The following is a 20,733-nucleotide window of genomic DNA, read 5'->3' on the forward strand; positions in this document are numbered from 1 at the left end:
TGGGGTCGCTCGCCTTGGTCATCCGAGCAGCTTGCGCAGCCGCTCCACGGACTCCTGCAATTGCGCCATGGAGTTGGCAGTCGAGAAGCGGATGAAGCGTTCGGGCTCGGCCGTGCCAAAGTCGCGCCCCGGGGTGACGGCGATGTGCGTGCGGCGCATCAGCTCAAACGCAAAGTCCCAGCTGCCGTTCACACCAAGCTGTTGCGCGGCCTGTGTGCAGTCGGCCCAGGCGTAAAAGGCGCCGTCGGGCATCACCGGTACCGTGAGGCCCAGCGACTGCAGGGCGGGTATGAAGAAGTCGCGCCGCGCCTTGAACTCGGCACGGCGGCGTTCGTATTCGGCAATGCTCTCGGCCTCGAAGCAGGCCAGCGCTGCATGCTGCGACACGGTGCTGGCGCAGATGAACAGATTCTGCGCCAGGCGCTCGACCACGGGCACCATCGCGTCGGGCACCACCATCCAGCCCAGGCGCCAGCCGGTCATGTTGAAGTATTTGCTGAAGCTGTTGATGCTGATGATGTTGTCGTCGATGGCGAGTGCGGTGTGGCCAAACTCTTCCTCGTACGACAGACCCAGGTAGATCTCATCGATCATCGTGATGCCGTCGTGCGACCGCACCACGTCGTGGATGCGGCGCAGCTCGTCGGGTGCAATCGAGGTGCCGGTGGGGTTGGACGGCGAGGCCAGCAGAACGCCGCGCGTTTTTTCATTCCACGCCGCACGCACCTTGTCGGCGCTCAACTGGTAGCGCTCTGCCGCCGTGGTGGGCAGCAGCACGGCCTTGCCTTCTGCGGCGCTCACAAAGTGGCGGTTGCAGGGGTAGCTCGGGTCGGGCATCAAAATTTCGTCGCCCGACTCGATGAGTGCCAGGCACGCCAGCTGCAGCGCGGCCGATGCACCTGCGGTAACCACGATGCGGCGCGCAGGCACGTTGACGCCAAAGCGGCTCTGGTACCAGCCGCTGATGCGTTCGCGCAGCGCATCGAGGCCCAGCGCATTGGTGTACTGCGTGGCGCCGTTGTGCACGGCGCGGGCAGCGGCTTCTTGCACCAGGGGCGGGGCGGTGAAGTCGGGCTCGCCGATGTTCAGGAAGATCATCGGCTCGCGCGTGCCCGCCACCTCGCGGGCCAAGGCCTGCGCGGCCTTGGCGACCTCCATCACATAGAACGGTTCAATGCGCTCGGCGCGCGTGGAAAACTTCATGGAATGGCATCCTGCCCCGACCGGGCGCCTTGTGGACGTGGTGGCGTGAGGGCGTAGAAAGAAAAGAAACCAAGCCGCCCCGGTTCAACGGGCAGGGCGGCAGCGGGGCAGGGCAGGTTCAGGCAGCGCCCGCGCCTGTGGCCTTGTCGGCGGCCACTTCCACCGCGCGCAGCTTCGGGGCCAGGCCGTTGAGCACGGCGTTCACGTACTTGTGGCCGTCCGTGCCGCCGAACTCCTTGGCGAGTTCAATGCATTCGTTGAGCACCACGCGCCAGGGCACATCCAGGCAGTTCTGGAACTCGTACACGCCGATCCACATGGTGGCGTGTTCGATGGGCGAGATCTCGGCCATCTTGCGGTCCAGCAGCGGGGTGATCAGTGCGTCCATGCTGGCGGCGTGCTCGATGCAGCCGTGCAGCAGCGCGTCATAGTGCGCCGAGTCGGCCTTGTGAAAGCCCGCCAGGTCGCGCGTGAACGCATCGATGGCAGTAGCGTCGTTGCCGCCCACCAGGTGCTGGTAAAGCGCCTGCAGCGCGAATTCGCGTGCACGACTGCGGTTGGACTTGGAGGCGGCCTTGCGGGTGCCCGTGCTTTTGAGGCCGGTGCGGGTTTGCTTTGGCGGACGTGCCGACGATGGCGTAGGGGTGTTTTCGCTCATGACAGTTCGTCCAGCAGGTTGGCCATTTCCACCGCCACGCGGGCCGCGTCCACACCCTTTTCGGTCTGGCGGGCGATGGCCTGTTCCATGTTCTCGGTCGTGATGATGGCGTTGGCAATCGGGATCTGGTAGTCCAGCGACAGGCGCGTGACGCCCGCGCCAGATTCGTTGGCCACCAGCTCGAAGTGGTAGGTCTCGCCGCGGATGATGCAGCCCAGCGCGATCAGCGCGTCGTACTCGTCGCTCTCGGCCATGGCCTGCAGGGCCACGGGCACTTCGAGTGCGCCGGGCACCAGCACGTGCTTGATGTGCTTTTCTTGCACGCCCAGGGCCAGCAGCTCTGCGCGGCAGGCGGCGGCCAGGGTGTTGGTGATGCTCTCGTTGAACCGGGCCTGCACGATGCCGATGTGCAGCTTCTTGCCGTCCAGTTTGTCTGCGGTGCCTTTGTCTGCGCCAAACATAGTGATCCTGTTCCTGTCTTTATTCTTTGGGGATGAAGCCGGTGATTTCGAGGCCGTAGCCTGTCATGCTGGGCATGCGGCGTGGCTGGCCCATCAGGGCCATCTTGTGCACGCCGCATTCGCGCAGGATCTGCGCGCCCACGCCGTAGGTGCGCAGGTCCATGCGGCCGCGCTCGGGCGCCTGGGCAGAGCGGGCGGTGCCTTCAAACTGTGCCAGCAGTTGCGCGGCGCTTTCGCCGCAGTTCAGCAGCACGGCCACGCCCTTGCCCTGTTTGGCCAGGTATTGCAGGCTGGTGTCCAGGCCCCAGGAGTGCATAGAGCGGTTCACTTCGAGCGCATCGAACACCGACAGCGGCTCGTGCACGCGCACGGGCACCACGTCGTCGGCGCTCCATTGGCCCTTGACCAGTGCCAGGTGCACGGCCTGGCTGGGTTGGTCGCGGAAGGCGTGGGCGGTGAACTCGCCATACGCCGTCTGTAGTGTGCGCGTGCCGACCTTTTCGACCAGCGACTCGTTGCGACTGCGGTATTCGATGAGGTCGGCGATGGTCCCGATCTTGAGGCCGTGCTCAGCGGCAAACAGCTGCAGATCGGGCAGGCGGGCCATGGTGCCGTCGTCCTTCATGATCTCGCAGATCACCGATGCGGGGCTGCAGCCCGCCATGGCGGCCAGGTCGCAACCGGCTTCGGTATGGCCGGCGCGCATCAGCACGCCGCCGTCCACCGCTTGCAGCGGGAAGATGTGGCCGGGCTGCACCAGGTCGCTGGGCTGGCTGTTGCGGTCCACCGCCACCTGCACGGTGCGGGCACGGTCAGCGGCCGAGATGCCGGTGGTCACACCCTCTGCCGCTTCGATGGAGACGGTGAACGCCGTGCTGTACACCGTGCCGTTGCGCGCTGCCATGGGCGGCAGCTTGAGGAACTCGCAGCGCTCGCGGGTGAGCGTCAGGCAGATCAGGCCCCGGCCGAAGCGGGCCATGAAGTTGATGGCCTCGGGCGTCACATGGTCGGCGGCCAGGACGAGGTCGCCTTCGTTTTCGCGGTCTTCTTCATCCACCAGGATGACGATGCGCCCGGCGCGCATCTCGGCCACGATGTCCTCGACGGGCGAGATCGGCACGGGGGTGAGGGGGGTGTTCATGGAAGATTGGGGCTTTCTGTGGGAGCCTCTGGCGGTGTGCCAGCTGGCGGTGTGCTGCAGCACAGGTCCCCGTGGCCGAGGGCAGCTGGTGTGCCCCCAAGAAACCGCCCCAAAGAACATGCGATGCGGCGCTGCCGCACGTCAAAGGGGCTGGGGAGCCTATGCATGAATCATCGCACCGCGTGCATCTGCGGTCTCGGGCGGTCTGCTGCGTTGCAAATGCTCGCAATAGCCCCGCTATTGCTGTGCTTTGCGCCTTGCAACCCATCCCGATCCGCAGCGCACACGCCGCGTCATTCATGCAGAGGCTCCCTGGCCCCCGAAGCCTTGGATTTTAGTGCACCGGGGCCTGCTTGGCTTCTGAAAGGTGCCGCGCCTGATGCAGATCAGATGGCGCTGCCCTGCAGCACCACGTCCGACGTGGGGTAGGCCACGCAGGGCAGCACGCAGCCTTCTTCCTTTTCTTCGGCCGTGAGGCCTGGCCATTCGATGGCGTAGCGCACGGTGCCTTCGACCAGCTGGCCCAGGCAGGTGCGGCAGGTGCCGTTGCGGCAGGAGCTGGGCCAGTCGATGCCGCCTTGCTCCATAGACAGCAGCAGCGGCTGCTCGGGCCAGGCGTCGCACTGGGTGCCGTCGGGCTCGACCTTGGCGATGAAGAAGGGGGCGGCGGTGGGTGTCGTCATGGGCGTGTCACTTCAGGGTTGGTGGGCGGCGTGGGTCCACACCAGCAGCAGGTTGTTGGCGGGCATGGCGTGCCGCGCGGCCAGATGCAAGCCGGCGTGGGCGGCCACGGCCATTACGTTTTCGATGCGGCGAATGCCCCAGGCGGCGTCTTGCGCGCGCAGGCTGGCGTCAAAGGCCAGGTTGCCCGGTGCGGTGGGCACGCCGTCTTCGAGGTAGGGGCCATACGTGACCAGGCGACCGCCCTGTGCCAGGTGCCGCGCCGCGCCCTGCATCAGCCCGGTGCAGCAGGCCCAGGGGGCGATGTGCAGCATGTTGGCGCAGTAGACCAGGTCAAACGATGCGGCGCCGAATGCCGGGCCCTCGCTGGGCCAGCGGTCGTGCAGCACGTCCAGCCGCCGTGGCGCCTGCACGTTGCGGGCACCAGACTGCGTGGCCCAGCCGGTGATGGAGCCAAAGTGCGTGTCGTGCAGGTCGGTGGGCTGCCAGGTCCAGTCGGGCAGGGCGGCTGCAAAGTGGGCCGCATGCTGGCCGGTGCCGCTGGCGATCTCCAGCGCAGTGCCGGTGGGGGGCAACAACGCCAGCAACTGGGCCAAGATGGGCCCCTGGTTGCGCTCTGCGGCGGGGCTGTGCTGAAGGGGCGGGGTGGACACGAGGATATGGAGTGTTTTGGGCCGCTAGCGCTAGTGGATCATGCGCGGGCAGCTATGAAATAAAGAGCGGTCAACAAAGAACCGCCGTGGACTGTACCTCAGACGCCTTACCCACCGTAGCTGCCTGTTTTTTCAGCGGCACAAGAAGTTTCCTTGTAAATCAATGACTTAAAACTGTCATACAAGGCTTGTTCACAGTTATCCACAAGATTGTCCAGTGCAGACAGGGATAACCAGGGGTTTTGGAGCCTTCTGTGGAGCAGTGGGATAGGCCTGCCCACAGCGGGTTGTGAGTGCCTGTTTTTTGAGCGACACAAGGATATCCTTTGTAAATCAAGCACTTAAACCTGTCATACAAGGCTTATCCAAGGTTATCCACACTATTGTCCAGTGCCTGTTGGGATAACCCGTGCCATGACTTTGTAAATTGCCTAAAAATGAGGCAATGCAGTGCATTCCCTTGCAAATCAAGCACTTGGCGTTGTCATACAGGACTTGCCAAAACTTATCCACATGATTGTCCAGCGCGCGCAGGGATAACCTGCAGAGGGGGGCTGGCCGTTTCAGGCCGTGACCTTCACGCCCTTCCAGAACGCGACGCGGCCCTTGATCTCGGCGGCCTCGGGCTTGGGGTCGGCGTAGAACCAGGCGGCGTCGGTGTTCATCTCGCCGTTGACCAGCAGCGACAGGTAGCTGGCCTGGCCTTTCCAGGCGCACGTGGTCTTGTGGTTGCTGAAGGTGAAGTACTCGCGGTGCAGCGCGCTTTCAGGGAAGTAGTGGTTGCCTTCCACCACCACCGTGTCATCGCTTTCGGCAAGCACTACGCCGTTCCAGATGGCTTTCATGGGAGATCCTTGAGTCAAAGTGGCCGGTAGCGCTAGTACTGCATGCGCTAGCAGCTATCAAAAAATGAGCGAGGGAGGGATGCGCAGCCACTCTTGGAAGCCTGCGCAGCTGCCCATTATTCCCAATGTGCCGCGTTACCGCGCGCCATGTTCTGGCTCTGGAATGGGTTGGTGCGGTACCCAGTCGCCTGCGCAACGCGCACGGGCCCCGCAGTGGCTTACAGTGCAGCGCGCGGCATCCGTACCTGCGGTGGGGTGCCAGGGGTTTTTGCGTTCCACACATTCATCGACCAAGACAACAGGAGAACCTTCACCATGGGTATTGATTTCCAAGGCCGCGTGGCCATCGTGACGGGCGCAGGCGGTGGCCTGGGCCGCCAGCATGCACTGGCTCTGGCCAAGCGCGGCGCCAAGGTGCTGGTCAATGACCTGGGCGGCGCGGTGGACGGCAGCGGCGGCACGGTGACGGCCGCGCAGGCTGTGGTCGACGAGATCCGCGCCGCAGGCGGCGAGGCGCTGGCCAATGGCGCGTCGGTCACCGACTTTGCGGCTGTCGAGGCCATGGTGCAGCAGGCCATCGACGCCTGGGGCCGGGTGGACATTCTGGTCAACAACGCAGGCATCCTGCGCGATAAGTCGTTCGCCAAGATGGACATGGCCGACTTCCGCCTGGTGGTGGATGTGCACCTGATGGGCGCCGCCAACTGCTGCAAGGCCGTGTGGCCGCACATGGTGGCCCAGCAGTACGGCCGCATCGTCATGACCACCTCGTCCACGGGCCTGTACGGCAACTTTGGTCAGGCCAACTACGGCGCGGCCAAGCTGGCCCAGGTGGGGCTGATGCAGACCCTGGCCATCGAAGGCGCCAAGTACAACATCCACGTGAACGCCCTGGCCCCCACGGCCGCCACGCGCATGACCGAGGGCCTGATGCCCCAGGAGGTGCTGGACGCCCTGAAGCCCGAGGCCGTGGTGCCCGCCATGCTGGTGCTGGCGCACGAAAGCGCGCCTTCGCGCACCATCCTGTGCGCCGGGGCAGGCACGTTTGAAGCCGCTCACATCACGCTCACGCAAGGTATACACCTGGGCATTGGCGCCGATGTGCCCGAGCAACTGGCGGCCCGCCTGGCCGAGGTGACCGAGCGCGCGGGCGAGCAAGTACCACAAAGTGGCGCAGCGCAGGGAACCAACGAGGTTGGACGCGCTTTGGCCGCAAGGGCTTGACACCCCTGTGGGCGGGCCAGCGCTCAACGTGCTAAGTTCCGGGCCGACAGAAGTTGGATCGGTATAAACATATGAGCAAACTGCACGAGAGACTGGCCGCCTACCCGGCGGACGCCCTGGGGGGGATTCGCCGCGGCATTGAAAAGGAAGGGCTGCGTGTGCTGCCCACCGGCGGCCTGGCCCTCACGCCCCACCCGCTGGCGCTGGGCTCGGCCCTCACACACCCCCTGATCACCACGGACTACAGCGAGTCGCAGCTGGAGCTGATCACCGGCGCCCACAAGGGCGTGCAGCAGTGCCTGGACGAGCTGACAGAGGTGCACCAGTTCGTGCACCACACGCTGAAGGACAGCGGCGGCGAGCTGCTCTGGGCCTCCAGCATGCCCTGCGGCCTGCCCACGGACGAGACGATTCCGATTGGCCGCTACGGTAGCTCCAACGTGGGCCGCGCCAAGAGCGTGTACCGCATGGGCCTGGGTCACCGCTATGGCCGCCGCATGCAGACCATCTCGGGCATTCACTACAACTGGTCGCTGCCGGGGGTGGACAGCGAACAGTATTTCGCGCTCATCCGCAACTTCCGCCGCCACGCGTTTGTGCTGCTGTACCTGTTTGGCGCATCGCCCGCGCTGTGCCCCTGTTTTGTGGAAGGGCGCGAACACCGCCTGCAGCCCATGGAGGGCGGCAGTGCCTTGTACCTGCCCCACGCCACCTCGCTGCGCATGGGCCGCCTGGGCTACCAGAGCGACGCGCAGGCCACGCTGGCCGTGAGCTACAACGGCCTGACGGGCTATGCCAACTCGCTGCACGAGGCGCTGACCAAGCCGTACCCGGCCTATGAGGCCGTGGGCATCCGCAACCCGGGTGGCGACTACAACCAGCTGGGCACCAGCCTGCTGCAGATCGAAAACGAGTTCTACGGCACCATCCGCCCCAAGCGCACGGTGCGCACCGGCGAGCGCCCGCTGCACGCGCTGCGCGAACGCGGGGTCGAATACGTCGAAGTCCGTCTGATGGACCTGGACCCGTTCGTGCCTGTGGGCATCACCGCGCCCACCATGCGCCTGCTGGATGTGTTCTTGCTGCACTGCCTGCTGTCTGACAGCCCGCCGGACACGCCCGCAGAAATTGCCGAACTCAAGCAGAACCAGCACCTGACCGCAGAGCGGGGCCGCGAGCCCGGCCTGCGCCTGTCGCGCAACGGCCAGAGCGTGCTGCTCACCGAATGGGGCGCCGAGGTGCTGGCGGCGTGCGAGCCTTTGGCGGCAGCGCTGGACGCCACCCATGGCACCGACGACTACAGCGCCGCGCTGCGCGATGCCCGCGCCTTGATGGCTGCGCCCGAGCGCACCCCCTCAGCCCGCGTGCTGGACAGCATCGTGCAAAGCCACCAGCACAGCTTTGAAGCCTTTGCGCGCCAGCAATCCATGGCCGCCCGCGACGCGCTGCTGTCGCTGCCCTGGACGGCCGAGCAGCAGGCGCGCTACGTGGCCATGGCCGATGAGTCGATTGCCGCGCAAAAAGCGATTGAAGCGGCAGACACGCTGCCGTTTGAGGTATGGCGCGAGCAGTACATGGCGGTGGAGCAGCTGGGCTGAAGGTGCGATCAGGGGCAGGTCAAATTGATCTGCTATTGAATTGGTAGCTGCTCGGGCTTATTGCACTAGCGCTACCAGCCCAAAACGCTTCAAAATCAGTCTTGCAGCTGCAGCAAGGCCTCTTGCCGCCAGTATTCGGCGGCGCTCAGAAACCCCTCCCACACGCAGCCGTTGCAGCCGCGCCCGCAGCAGGTCGTGGGCTCGGGTGGCGGGTTGCGCAGCGTGATGCCAAGAGCGGCCGCGCGCTGCTGCAGTACCGCGAACATGGCTTGCGCCGTGGCGCCGTCCACCGCCGGGGCCGGGGCTGTGTCCTCAGGCAAGGTCACGGCTGGCGGCGCCCCGCCTTGGCGCGGCGCAGGCCGTACTGCACGCCAAACGCAATGCCCAGCACCAGCGCAAACCAGCCCACCAGCGCCACCTGGCCCATGAGGTCGCGCACGCTGGTGGAGCGGGCCACATAGGGCGCCAGCAAGATGACCAGGCCGATGAGGGCCAGGGTCACGCCCTTGAACAGCAGCTCTTTGTCGGCCTTGGTGGCCTTGGGCGTGCGCGAGGTGTCGAGAGGGGCTGGCATGCAGATAAAAACGCCGTGGCGTGGGCAGAAGGAAGACCGCGATTATCCTTGCCACCCTCGGACCCCTCAGAACAACGTAGAAAGTACCCCGCATGGCCATCCAGTGGTTCCCCGGTCACATGCACCTGACCCGCAAAGCCATCACCGAACGCATCAAGGACATTGACGTGGTGATCGAGGTGCTGGACGCGCGCCTGCCCGGCTCCAGCGCCAACCCGCTGCTGGCCGAGATCACGGGCCACAAGCCCACGCTCAAGGTGCTCAACAAGCAGGACGTGGCCGACCCCGAGCGCACGGCGCTGTGGGTGGACTGGTACAACGCCCAGAGCGACACGCGTGCGTTGCCGCTGGATGCATCCGACCCCGCCCCGACGCGCAAGCTGATCGACGCCTGCCACCTGCTGGCGCCCAACCGGGGCGGCATGGCCAAGCCCATGCGGGTGCTGATTTGCGGGGTGCCCAATGTGGGCAAGTCCACGCTCATCAACACGCTCAGCAACAAGCGCCAGGCCAAGACCGGTGACGAGGCGGGCATCACCAAGCTGGAGCAGCGCATCACCCTGGCCGACGACTTCTACCTCTGGGACACCCCCGGCATGCTGTGGCCGCGCATCGTGGTGCCCGAGACCGGCTACAACCTGGCCGCCAGCGGCGCCGTGGGCCGCAATGCGTATGACGAAGAACTGGTCGCGCTGGAGCTGCTGCGCCGCTTGCAGAAGCACTACGCCCCCTTGCTGGAGGCGCGCTACAAGCTGGGCCTGCCCGAAGGCGCAGTGGCCGCGATGCACGACGAAGAACTGCTCGAAGCCATTGGCCGCAAACGCGGCGCCATGCTGGGTGGCGGGCGCGTCAATCTGCAAAAGGCGGCCGAGATTGTGATGACCGATTTCCGCAGCGCCATCCTGGGCCGCATCACGCTGGAGGCCCCCGCCGAGTTCGAGGCCTGGCGTGCTGCCGGCCTGGCCGAGGACGCCAAGCGCCAGGCCAAGAAAGACGCGCGCGCCAAGGCCAAGGGCAAAGGCTCTGGTGTGCGTGAACCCGCGCCGGACAGCGACGCGGACTGAGTGACCCGGCCTGCGCCTGCGGGCCAGCAGGCGCTGTAGGCCATCCCGTGCCGGCGCTGGCGACGGTACCGGGGGCGCAACGTACAGATGCCGACGGGGGAGCCGAAGGGATGCCGACGGGCGGGCGATGCAGCCACGCCAGCGGCATTTTGTTCATAGGCGTTTTCTATGCCTGCGGTTACGATGGTTTCCTCCCCGCACTTCCCGTCGCCATGGCCGAAGCTCCCTCTGTTCCGCTGCCAGACCACGAAGACGCCACAACGCGCCACCTGGTGCGGGTGGCGGGCTGGTCCGTGATGTTGCTGGGTTTTGTCATCGGCCTGCTGCTGCTTTGGGACCAGCCCGTGCAGCCGATGCGCGTGGCGCTCAACTTTGTTGCGGGCTGCATTGGCGGCACCGCACTGCTGCTGGCGCGCTGGCGGCGGTGGACGCTGGCCACCCATCTGCTGGTGTGGGGCGTGTGGGTGTCGGTGTCGCTGGTGGCGGCCCGCAATGGCGGCGTCAATGGCCCCAATCTGCTGAACTACCCCGTGATCGTTGTGCTGGCCGGATGGCTGCTGGGCGTGCGTGCCACGCTGACGCTGGTGGTACTCACGGCCCTGCTGTTCCTGGGCTTCATCTGGGCGGACATGCAGGGCCTGCTCAAGCCGGTGCAGGTGGCCAACCGCGTGGCGGGGGCGGTGTACCTTGCGGGCATTCTGGTGCTGACCGCCGCCGCCACGCTGCTGTCGCGCCGCAACTACATGAGCCGGGTGCGCGAGGCCCAACAGACCGCAGCCAATCTGGCAGCCAGCGAGGCGTCGCTGCGCAAGCTGCTGCGGGCCGTGGAGCAAAGCCCCGAGGCCATCGTCATCACCGATCTGCGCGAGGACATCGAGTACGTGAACGAGGCCTTTGTGCGCCGTACCGGCTATGCGCGCGACGAGGTGGTGGGCCAGGCCTCGGCCCACTACTCCAGCAACGGCCTCGCGCCCGCGCAGCGCGAGGGCCTGCGCACCACGCTGGCGCGCGGTGACAGCTGGGCGGGTGAGCAGGTCAACTACCGCAAGGACGGGCAACCGCTGATCGAGTCCGTGGTGGTGGCGCCCATCCGCCAGACCGATGGCCGTGTGAGCCACTTTGTGGAACTCAAGCAGGACATCACCGAACGCAAGCGCGCCGCCGACGAGATCCACCGCCTGGCGCATTTCGACAGCCTCACCAGCCTGCCCAACCGGTCCACGCTGATGGAGCGCCTGCATGTGCTGCGTGGGCGCCCCGGCCGTGTGTTGTCCACCCAGCATGCCCTTCTGCTGCTGGACCTGGACCGGTTCACCACCTTCAACGATGCGCGCGGCAGCGAAATGGGCGACCGCCTGCTGTGCGCCGTGGCGCTGCGCCTGTCCGAGATCCTGCCCCCGCAGGACCTGTTGGTGCGGGTGGCGGGCGACGAGTTTGCCGTGGTGCTGCATGGGCTGGGGGCCGACGCCTCGCTGGCCGGCCGCCACGCGCTGGCCTTTGCCGAAAAGCTGCAGACCGCCTTGTTGCGCCCCCTGCGGCTGGAGGGCGACGCACAGGACGCCCAACTGGGCGCCAGCATCGGCATCACCCTGTACCCCCAAACCTCGGACGATGTGGCGCACGACGCACTGCGGCGCGCGGGCACCGCCTTGCACCGGGCTAAGCAGGCCGGTGGCGGCCAGGCGGCGTTTTTTGAGCAGGGCATGGGCGAGGCGGCCGAGCAGCGCTTTCGGGTGGAGCGCGAGCTGCGCCACGCCATTGGCGCGGGCGAGTTGCGGCTGCACCTGCAGTCGCAGGTCGATGTGTCGGGCCAGGTCACGGGGGCGGAGGTGCTGGTGCGCTGGCAACACCCGCGCGACGGGCTGGTGGCGCCGGGCGTGTTCATCCCGGTGGCCGAAGAGTCCGACCTCATCGTCAGCCTGGGCGAGTGGGTGCTGGCCCATGCCTGTGCGCTGCTGGCGCAGCCGGCGTTCCGCGAGCGGCGCTTGCGGCTGTCGGTCAACCTCAGCGCGCGGCAGTTCCGGCAGGCAGGTTTTGTGGGGCAACTGCGGGCCGTGCTGGCCGCCACAGGGGCCGACCCCCGGCTGCTCACGCTGGAGGTGACCGAGGGATTGGTGATCGACGACTTTGACGATGCGGTGGCCAAGATGCGCGCGCTGGCTGCACTGGGCGTGGACATGTCGCTGGACGACTTTGGCACCGGCTATTCATCGCTGGCCTACCTCAAGCGCCTGCCGATCCAGGAGATCAAGATCGACCGGTCGTTTGTGCACGAGGCCCCCACCAATGCCGACGACGGCGTGCTGGTCGAGGGCATCCTGTCGGTGGCCCGGCACTTTGGCCTGCGCGTGGTGGCCGAGGGGGTGGAGACCCAGGCCCAGGCCGACTTCCTGCGCCAGCGTGCGCCGGACATCGTGTACCAGGGCTACCTGTTTGGCCGGCCCGAGCCCGATGTGCAGTGGCTGGAGCGGCTGACCCAGCCTGCGTGAACGAGGGGGGGGCGGTGCGCGCCGGGTGCAGCGTTGTTGATATGGAGTTTTAAGAAAAAATAGCTGCAGGCGCTTGTTGAATATGCGCCTGCAGCTATTGATTTGATAGCGCTTCGCCTTTTGGGGCGGCAGCGCACTGTGTTGGCTTACCTGTTTTTGTCTTTGCCCTTGGGCATGACAGTGGTCACGGGCGGCATGGGCCGGTCTGATGCGCTGTGTTCCTTGGGTGGCGAGGTGTCCTTTTTGGGTTTCTTCGCCATCTTGTTGCTGCGCTGTTCGCCTTTGGCCATTGGGCCTCCTTGAAAGGTCTCGGGATGGGACCGTACAAGCATGGTACGTCACAACGTGCGTCGTTGGCGGTCACCACGCGGCTACATCCCCGCGCCTTGAGGCGCATGCGGCGCCGCCGCGCCGCTGCGCGCCCGCCGGGCCAGCCGCTGGTCATGCGCCAGTGCCAGCGCGTTCAGCACGGCAAGGCACAGCCCCAGCGCGCAGGTGGCGCCCCAGCCGCCCCACAGCCAGGCCACCGACCCCATGGCTGAGCCCGTCGCAGCACCCACAAAGTAGCTGGTCATGTACACCGCGTTCAGCCGCGCGCGGGCCGTGGGGTTCAGGCGGTAGATCACGTTCTGGTTGCTGATGTGCACGCCCTGCAGCGCCAGGTCGGCCACCAGCATGCCCACCACAAACCACGCCAGGCTGCTCGCGCCCAGCCACAACGCCACCCAGCCCAGCAGCAACAAGCCCACCGACAGGGCCGTGGCCACTTGTGCCTGCCCCTGGTCTGCCATGCGCCCGGCCACACTGGCCATCAGCGCACCCGCCACACCTGCCAGCCCCACCAGCCCGATGCCTGCATCACCCAGACGGTGCGCAGGTCCCGCCAGCAGCAGCGCCATGGTGGAGAACAACACACTCACCGATGCAAACGACAGCGCACCCAGCAAGGCCCGGCTGCGCAACCTGGGGTGTCGCAGCGCCAGCGTGCCCAGCGACCGCAAGACCTGGCCATAGCTCTGCGTCTGTGCCGATGCTGCATTGCGCGACACCGGCATCACCCACCACAGCGCCAGCGCCACCGCCACCATGGCAACGCCCGCCACACGGTACACCAGCGTCCAGCCCCCCACCTCCGACAGCAGCCCCGCCACGCTGCGCGCCGCCAGAATGCCGGTCAGCAGCCCGCTCATCACCAGCCCCACCGCCCGGCCGCTGCGCCCTGGTGTTGCCAGGGTGGCCGCCAGCGGCACCAGCACCTGCGCCGCCACCGAGAACAGACCGGTGAGCAGCGTGCCCAGCGCCAGCATGGCGTAGCTGTGCGCAAACCCGCTGGTGAACAGCCCGAGGGCCGCCAGCAGCATCAGCGTGACAATGAGCCGCCGCCGCTCCAGCAGGTCGCCCAGCGGCACCAACAGCAGCAGCCCCGCTGCATACGCCACCTGCGCCAGCGTCACGATGAGCGCTGCCGACGCATCGCGCACCTGCAGCTGCGTGGCAATGGAGTGCAGCAGCGGCTGGTTGAAGTAGTTGCTGCCCGCACACAGGCCGCAGGCCACGGCCATGAGCAAGAGCACGGGGGTGCTGAGGCCGGGGGCGCCAGGGGGCTGTGCGTTTTGGGATGGGTGGGCGGCAGAGAGGGGGGCTGAAGCGGACGAGGTCATGGAGAGTGCTGGTGCATATCGCGGACACATGCAACGCCCATGCCATGAGCCGTGAGGCACCCGCTTCGATGGTTACCGGCTTCTCGTTTGGCGCACTCCAGCTGGCTTTTTGTCCCAGCGGGGTGCCCGGAGTGACTTGGGCAATGCGCTTGCATGGGCAGGATACCCACCGCAAGGGTTCGAGTCCTGCGGCTTTGGCATACAGATCGCTCCCCCCACTTTCGCGACAGAAGCGGATGCCGAAGCACCGGCCAGCGAGGGGTGGACCTGGGTTGGGGTGCTGTGTTCCAGCGCTTTCACGGTGCCGGTCGATACGTGTTGGTTGGAAGGCTGAATGAGGGGCGGATGTGGGCCCAAAGCAGACTCCCGAGAAATGGCCCGTTAGCGCTCAATCAACGCAGCTTGCTTCCTTCATTTCTCCGCGAAGTCGCCACTTCATAGGCCCCCCATAGCGTGAGCATCAAGCCGATCAGACCGAAGCCGATCGCTACCCCATTGGCGCCCAAGTGTGAGTACATAAACTCTTTGAGCCAACCCCATCGACCCGTAAAAGGTCTCGTGGACGGCTCGTTGTATTCGAGCCAAGTCAACAACCCCACAGACACGCCCAATCCAACCTCTGCCCAGCCTCGCTCCCTGGCACTAAAGGGGCGCCGCAGGTGCTTGGTTACAAGATCGTTGTCTACACTCATCTCGTCCTTTCCTAGGTGGCTGCTCCTGGCCGGATTCTGTCTCACAGCGAAGGACGCTTGCGGGCCATGACTGGTCAAAGTTCAGGCTCAGAGCACCCATTGTCGAATAAGCTGCCTCAGAGGCCGTTAAAAGAACTTGTGGTGGAGAGCAAGATGCCGGGCAGATTTCGTAAGGTTAGAGCAGTTAAGGCATTGAAAAAAGAGGTGGTTCGAAAGCCAATGAGGCTGCCATTTCGAAATGCCATCAAGAGACTTTCGCTAGGTCAGATTGCGTTTCTTGTTTTTGCGCTGTTCATCGCGGGGATTTCAGCAATTGCGTGGTTGCTCCCGCCACCAAAAGACGCAGAGGCAGAGTGCAAGGCGCAGTGCGCTCCGTTCATTGGGCAAGTTGGCCCCGACAAGGATTACCCGATGTCTACGCGAGGAAACTATAGAGAAAAGTGCATTTGTTCGTGACGGTAGACACTCGCCCGTGAATGTCTGCTTCTGGCCGTCAACAGCCTTTCTCCCCCTACCACCGCACCGGCCCTGCCTCGTCCCGCCAGAATATCCACCGCCGCGTCTCTACATACGGCGACGTGCCAATCGAATACGGGTCCATGCCCGTCTCGCGGCGCTCCATCCGCACCAGGTAGCCGCCGTAGCTGGCCGCCCACAGCGTTGCGCCGTCGGGCGATACGTCGATGGCGCTGATCGTGCTGCCGATGTGGTGGCGCCACAAGGCTTGCCCTTCGTCGCTGTAGGCGTGGAGGTAGCCGTCAGCGTCGCCGAGAATCACCAAGCCGGGCAAGGCGGCGGACGCGTACACGCGGCAGTGTTCGTCCAGTGGCGGGGTGTCTTCATCCGTGTCCCCCGCTTCTTGCGATGCAACGCCGATCGGAATCGAGCGCGTAGCGCCCCAGTACAAGTGACACGAATTGGCAAATAGGCGTGTGCCGTCGTGCGAGAACACGGCGTGGTGGGGGTAGGACGACAGGGGCTCATGTTCCGCCACCAAAGCGCCGTGCGTATCCAGCACGATGTGTGGGCTGTCCTGGTCGCCGACCGCGATATGGCGTTCGTCGGTTGATAGGGCCATGTGCAGCATGTCCAGCGCCAGCACCGTGACCGTCTCTCCTTCGACCTCTTCGTCCATCTGGTTCTTGGGCCAGGTGTAGGGGCCGTCTTCGTCAAAAGTCTGTGGGTGCAGGCGTTGAATGGTGCTCTCAGCGCCTGGCGCTGTGCAGGTCAGCAAATAGACCCCCGTGGGGTTGCGCAGTAGCACGCGCAGGCCATCGTTGAACGGGATGATGTCATCGCAGCGCTGACCCAGCGGGCCGGCCGACACCTGCACCTGCGGCGGCAGGGCTTCGTTGCCGCGCGGCAGTGTGAACCGTGCAATCACCGGGCCATTCCATCCCTGGTGGGTGGTGATGTGCTGACCGTCGCTTTGGGCGAAGCACTGGCGATTGGGCGAGCGGCCCACGCCACGGATGCTGGGCAGCAGTGCGTGCTCGGTGCCTTGCAGTACCGCCCAGTGAGCGCCGTCGTCATGGGCAGCTCCGATGCGCGCGATCACGCGGTCATCCTCCAGCACCCATACGGGGCCGATGAATTGCCCGGCTTTGGCAGCGCGATTCACGTACGCGTCCGGGGCAAAGGCAAAGCGTTGGCGAAAGCGCGTGGCAAGCTCTTCGTCGGCCCAGCGGCTCACCACGCGTGCCAGTTGCAGCACGGTGGGCGCGTCGGCCTTGCGCGGGTCTTCGGGCAGAGCATCTTCGTCCTCCGCGTGTTCTTCGTCTCCCCCAAGGGCTGCGGAGGCGTCGGCAGGGTCAGCAGGGTCGGCAGTATTGGCGTCGCGGGCCAGCTGGCTCGCGCGGATGGTCTCCACGTAGGCTTGCCCATCAGCCTGCCACTGCTCCGACAGGGTCATGAGTTCGACAGGAAACACGGCTGCATCGGGCAGGTCGGGCAGCAAGGGTGGGGTGACCAGCAGTTGCACGGCAGCTTCGATGCGGCGGGCCTCGGCCTGCTGGGCCTGCGCCTCTTCGTGCCGTGCGTGGATACGGGCCTGCACCCGGCCGTGAAAGCGCAGTAATCGGGTAATGTGGTCGGCGGCGCAGCGGGGTAGGGGGGCGCGGCTGTCGCTCTGGCGCTGGGTGTAGCTGAACTCGACCGCAGCTGGCCCTTCGCGCGCCTCGTCCACATCGATCTGGTAGGCGCTGTGGGCGTTGTCTTCGTCGTCGCCCGGTGCGTCGTCACCGTTGCGCCAGCTGTACTTGAGCGCGCGGCCCCAGGGTTCGCCGTCGTGCATGCAGGGCTGGCGCGCGCCCACCCAGACCTCGCCCTCCCAGTAGCCGTTGCGGTCGCTGTCCCACCAGTCGTTGTACTGCTCGGTGAACACGGGCAGGCTGGTGAAGGCCTCGATGTGCTCGGCAGTCATCGTGGCTTGCAGGCGCTGGTAGAGGGGGTACCGCGCACGGTGCTGGCCCACGGCCTTGCGCACATAGTCCAGCACCCCGCGCCAGGCGTGTTCGCAGGCCTTCCAGGCGTCGGAGTCGTGGCCGGGCTCGTTGGGGGGCGCCAGCACCTGCCAGTCGCCAGGCTCCCCCTGCGTGTAGCGGCGGTACAGCAGCGTGCGCTGGGCGACTGTGGGGGCCGCGTGGCGCCACAGCTTGGTGGCCACGCGCTCCAGCCAGTTGCGGGGCGCGGGCACCTGCTCCACCGACAGGTAGAAGTCCCAGGTCTTCCAGACGGTGATGAACACGTTGTCGTCGCGCGCGTCGCCCTCGTCGTCCACATGCCGCTGGCAGAGCGAAAAATCGGTCTGCTGAAACCAGCCGTAGGCCTTGTGCTCCTTGTGCGCAATCACCGGCGTGCGCACCACGGTCAGGATGTTGTCGATGCTGATGGCGTCGCCGGCGCACAGGTCGTGGGCCACGGGCTGGTCGGCGTGGATGTCGGCACTGCTGCGCACCGCGCTCTGGCCTGCCCGCACAGCGGCAAGCACCTGGCGGCGGTTGATCATGGCGGCCAGGCCGTCTTCGCCAGCATCCACGCCCTCGTGGAACTCGGGGGTGAACACGGCACCCACGATCTCGGTCGAGAACTCTGCACGGTTGGGCACACCGCGCACCTCGTCCAGCAAAAACTCCACCTGTTCGGGGCCTGCGATGTCCACGTGGTACTCGTCGGTGAACAGCGCCACCCGGGCCTGCAGCCCCCCGCGCACACGCAGCTCGCCATGGTTGTAGTGGCCCCACAGCAGCTCGTTCACCTGCAGCGCGCCCTGAACGTACACCAGCTGCCCACCCACCACGGCGTTGTGCAGATGCGCGTTGCCGGTGACGATGAGGTGGGTGGTTCCGTCGGTGTCCGCGCTGGTCAAAGCGCCGTCAATGCGCAGGTCTCCGTCCACCAGGATCAAAAACGGTGCACGGGGCACCGAGGCATCACCGGTGCCGTCTGGAACGTCATGCAGCCACTGGCGCAGCGGGCTACCTGGGGCCAGGGGGGCGTCGAGGTGCAGCGCAGGCCAGTGCACAGCGCCCGTGATCCACAAGGTGGTTTCGTCCGCCAGGGCGTCGGGTTCTTCCGCCAGGCGCTGGGCGATCCAGCAGTCGGCAGGGAGGCGGTGGGCCACTTCGGCCAGCGGGCAAAGTCGGACAGTGGTCATGGGGCGGGGCACGTGAGGGGCTCAACCGGCGGGCATCGTACACCGCACCCTGCAGCGATCCGGCTTTGCGCCGACAATGATGTGTCATCTTATTAATTCACCGCCATGACGCAGAACCCCCCCGTTTTTGAAGTCCTCCCCCGCGACCTCTCGGCCTACCGCCAGGGCAATGTGGGCATCGACTATGTGCACCGTTTCGAGTCGGGCAAGCCTGGCCCGCATGTGCTCATCAACGCCCTCACGCACGGCAACGAAATCTGCGGCATGGTGGCCGCCACGCACCTGCTGGACACGGGCGTGCGCCCCCTCATCGGCACGCTGACCATCAGCTTTGCCAACGTCGCGGCTTACGAGTCTTTTGACCAGAGCCGCCCGTTCGAGAGCCGCCAGCTGGTGCACAACCTCAACCGCATCTGGTCGGCGGCCGAGCTGGACGGCACGGCGGACAGCCCCGAGTTGCAGCGCGCCCGCATTCTGCGCCCGGTGGTGGCTGCGGCCGATCACATCCTCGACATCCACTCCACCAGCCAGGACGTGCAACCGTTCTGGGTGTACCCGGCCTACCCGCGCAATGCGGAGGCGGCGCTGGCCATTGGCCGCCCGCCGGTGCACCTGGTGATGCCCAGCGGCCTGGGCTCGGGCACGCCGCTCATCCAGCACGGCCGCCACGGGCAGGCCGACGGGGGCGGTGTAGCGGTGGTGGTGGAATGCGGCCAGCACTTCCGCCAGTCGGCGGCCGACCTGGCCACGGCCGTGGCGCTGGACTTCCTGGCGCATTTCGGCCTCATCGCGCCGGTGGCCGACCGGCCCGCACCCGCCGAGCAGCGCCGCTACGAACTGCTGGAGACCTGCATGGTGCGCACTGCGGACTTCCGCTTCACGCGGCCCGTGCAAGGGTTTGAAGTGTTTGCCAAGGGGGACCTCATCGCCACCGATGGCCCGCACGAGATCCGCGCGCTGTGCGACGACTGCACCATCCTCATGCCCACCCGCGAGCCCATCGTGGGCCGCGAGGCGGTGTACCTCACGCGGCCGATCTGACCCGGCTGGTACGACGCCAGACCTGCGGGCATGTCGTCTGCAGGCCTGGCAGCCATGGTCTGAAGTGGTTCAGGGCGGAACCACCGCCTGCGTGCGCTCCTGGCGCACGAGGTACAGGCCGCTGCCGATGATGATGGCGCCGCCCAGCAGCGTGCTGTAGCCAGGCACCGTCTGCCACAGCACCCAGTCCAGCCCCATGCCCCAGGCCAGGGCCGTGTATTCAAACGGGGCCACCACCGAGGCCTGTCCGTGGCGAAACGCCTCGGTGATCGCCAGCTGCCCCGCAAACCCGGTCACCGCCAGCCCTGCCACCAGCGGCCAGTGGGCCTGCGCCACGCCCACCCACTGGGGCCACGCCAGCGCGCCGGCGCCCAGTGCCAGCAGCGTGGTGGTCCAGAACACCAGGCTGGCGCTGGAATCGGTGCGGGTGAGCATGCGCCCCGTGATGGCCGATACCGCATAGCAGGTGGCTGCTGCCAGCACCGCCAGTGCGCCCAGGGAAAAGAACGCCTCCTGGTTGGGCCGCAGCGCCACCAGCACCCCCACCATGCCCAGCACGATAGCCACCCAGTGGGCGGGGCGCACCTTTTCGCGCAGCACCACGGTGGACAGCGCGGTGATGAGCAGCGGGGCAATGAAGAACAGCGTATAGGCCTCGGCCAGCGCCAGTTCACGGATGGCAAATGCAAACAGCGCCAGCATGGCCACGTTGAGCCCGCCGCGCAGCAGGTGCAGCGGCCACCGCACCTTCAGCAGCCGGGGCACTTCGCCACGCCACAGTGCGTACAGCGCCACCAGCGGCAGCGCCGCCCAGCCCCGCAGCGCCGCAACCTGCATGGCGGGGTAGTGGGCGCTCAGTGTCTTGAGCAGCGCATCCATCAGCGAGAAGAAGCCCACGGCCGCCACCATGGCCAGAATGCCGCGCAGATTGCCCGAAGGCATCGCCCAGCCTGCAGAGGCGCTCGGCCGCGCCTCAGACATTCTGTGGCCCTGTGGCTGCGCGCGAGCCAGCGAGGCCTCGCTGGCGGTCATGGGGGGCAGGAGCCTGCGCAGAGAAGAAAAGGCGCGGGAAAAAGCGCGGCAATGGCGGGCT

At 66.3% G+C, this 20,733-nt stretch carries 17 protein-coding genes; 5 read left to right on the top strand and 12 right to left on the bottom strand.

The window, feature by feature from the left end:
- Positions 1-18 precede the first annotated feature (18 nt).
- From DNK89_RS16475 to DNK89_RS16505, 7 genes are all read right to left on the bottom strand, one after another.
- Positions 19-1,203 carry a pyridoxal phosphate-dependent aminotransferase gene (locus DNK89_RS16475; protein WP_110961001.1) on the bottom strand — a complete coding sequence of 395 codons (1,185 nt, stop codon included), beginning with the start codon at positions 1,201-1,203 and terminating at the stop codon, positions 19-21.
- A gap of 118 nt (positions 1,204-1,321) precedes the next feature.
- A complete protein-coding gene (nusB, locus tag DNK89_RS16480; protein WP_110961002.1) occupies positions 1,322-1,861 on the bottom strand; it encodes a transcription antitermination factor NusB in 540 nt (179 codons plus the stop codon).
- A complete protein-coding gene (gene ribH, locus DNK89_RS16485; RefSeq protein WP_015015031.1) occupies positions 1,858-2,322 on the bottom strand; it encodes a 6,7-dimethyl-8-ribityllumazine synthase in 465 nt (154 codons plus the stop codon). Before ribH ends, nusB begins: the two co-directional genes overlap by 4 nt.
- 19 nt (positions 2,323-2,341) lie before the next feature.
- A complete protein-coding gene (ribBA, locus tag DNK89_RS16490) occupies positions 2,342-3,463 on the bottom strand; it encodes a bifunctional 3,4-dihydroxy-2-butanone-4-phosphate synthase/GTP cyclohydrolase II (RefSeq protein ID WP_110961003.1) in 1,122 nt (373 codons plus the stop codon).
- Positions 3,464-3,849: 386 nt separating this feature from the next.
- The gene (locus tag DNK89_RS16495) at positions 3,850-4,146 is read right to left on the bottom strand and encodes a 2Fe-2S iron-sulfur cluster-binding protein (protein ID WP_056064834.1); all 297 of its coding nucleotides are present in this window, start codon (positions 4,144-4,146) and stop codon (positions 3,850-3,852) included.
- Between the two features lie 12 nt (positions 4,147-4,158).
- Positions 4,159-4,797, bottom strand: a complete 639-nt coding sequence (locus tag DNK89_RS16500; RefSeq protein WP_110961004.1) for a DUF938 domain-containing protein — start codon at positions 4,795-4,797, stop codon at positions 4,159-4,161.
- 563 nt (positions 4,798-5,360) lie between these two features.
- On the bottom strand, positions 5,361-5,642 hold the full coding sequence (locus tag DNK89_RS16505; protein WP_015015027.1) for a DUF427 domain-containing protein: 282 nt from the start codon (positions 5,640-5,642) through the stop codon (positions 5,361-5,363).
- 315 nt (positions 5,643-5,957) lie between these two features.
- Here DNK89_RS16505 and DNK89_RS16510 point away from each other — a divergent pair, with 315 nt between their 5' ends.
- Positions 5,958-6,866 (top strand): SDR family oxidoreductase, encoded by a 909-nt coding sequence (locus DNK89_RS16510; RefSeq protein ID WP_060983969.1) that lies wholly within the window; start codon positions 5,958-5,960, stop codon positions 6,864-6,866.
- A 71-nt stretch (positions 6,867-6,937) separates the two neighbouring features.
- Positions 6,938-8,464, top strand: coding sequence for a glutamate--cysteine ligase (gshA, locus tag DNK89_RS16515; protein ID WP_110961005.1), 1,527 nt, complete (start codon positions 6,938-6,940; stop codon positions 8,462-8,464).
- A 95-nt stretch (positions 8,465-8,559) separates the two neighbouring features.
- Here the strand turns inward: gshA and DNK89_RS16520 are convergent, their stop codons facing one another.
- Together DNK89_RS16520 and DNK89_RS16525 are read right to left on the bottom strand one after the other, a co-directional pair.
- Entirely contained in the window at positions 8,560-8,730 is a 171-nt protein-coding gene (locus tag DNK89_RS16520) for an oxidoreductase-like domain-containing protein (protein WP_051022734.1), read from the bottom strand.
- Positions 8,731-8,786: 56 nt separating this feature from the next.
- A complete protein-coding gene (locus DNK89_RS16525; RefSeq protein ID WP_110961006.1) occupies positions 8,787-9,038 on the bottom strand; it encodes a hypothetical protein in 252 nt (83 codons plus the stop codon).
- Between the two features lie 92 nt (positions 9,039-9,130).
- Between DNK89_RS16525 and ylqF the strand changes: the two genes are divergently transcribed.
- Both ylqF and DNK89_RS16535 read left to right on the top strand, forming a co-directional pair.
- Positions 9,131-10,102 (top strand): ribosome biogenesis GTPase YlqF, encoded by a 972-nt coding sequence (gene ylqF / locus DNK89_RS16530; protein WP_110961007.1) that lies wholly within the window; start codon positions 9,131-9,133, stop codon positions 10,100-10,102.
- Between the two features lie 212 nt (positions 10,103-10,314).
- Complete coding sequence (locus DNK89_RS16535) at positions 10,315-12,591, top strand: bifunctional diguanylate cyclase/phosphodiesterase (protein WP_203422319.1); 2,277 nt, start codon at positions 10,315-10,317, stop codon at positions 12,589-12,591.
- A gap of 371 nt (positions 12,592-12,962) precedes the next feature.
- Here DNK89_RS16535 and DNK89_RS16540 read toward each other — a convergent pair whose 3' ends face one another.
- Both DNK89_RS16540 and DNK89_RS16550 read right to left on the bottom strand, forming a co-directional pair.
- Positions 12,963-14,252 (bottom strand): MFS transporter, encoded by a 1,290-nt coding sequence (locus DNK89_RS16540; RefSeq protein ID WP_110961009.1) that lies wholly within the window; start codon positions 14,250-14,252, stop codon positions 12,963-12,965.
- Positions 14,253-15,455: 1,203 nt separating this feature from the next.
- Positions 15,456-18,599: a WD40 repeat domain-containing protein gene (locus tag DNK89_RS16550; RefSeq protein ID WP_110961011.1), complete on the bottom strand. Its 3,144-nt coding sequence runs from the start codon at positions 18,597-18,599 to the stop codon at positions 15,456-15,458.
- A 105-nt stretch (positions 18,600-18,704) separates the two neighbouring features.
- Between DNK89_RS16550 and DNK89_RS16555 the strand changes: the two genes are divergently transcribed.
- A complete protein-coding gene (locus DNK89_RS16555; protein WP_110961012.1) occupies positions 18,705-19,640 on the top strand; it encodes a succinylglutamate desuccinylase/aspartoacylase family protein in 936 nt (311 codons plus the stop codon).
- Positions 19,641-19,709: 69 nt separating this feature from the next.
- Here the strand turns inward: DNK89_RS16555 and DNK89_RS16560 are convergent, their stop codons facing one another.
- Positions 19,710-20,582, bottom strand: coding sequence for a DMT family transporter (locus tag DNK89_RS16560; protein WP_110961013.1), 873 nt, complete (start codon positions 20,580-20,582; stop codon positions 19,710-19,712).
- Positions 20,583-20,733: the final 151 nt, after the last annotated feature.

This window comes from Acidovorax sp. ST3, from assembly GCF_003231145.1.
Lineage (GTDB): Bacteria > Pseudomonadota > Gammaproteobacteria > Burkholderiales > Burkholderiaceae_C > Acidovorax.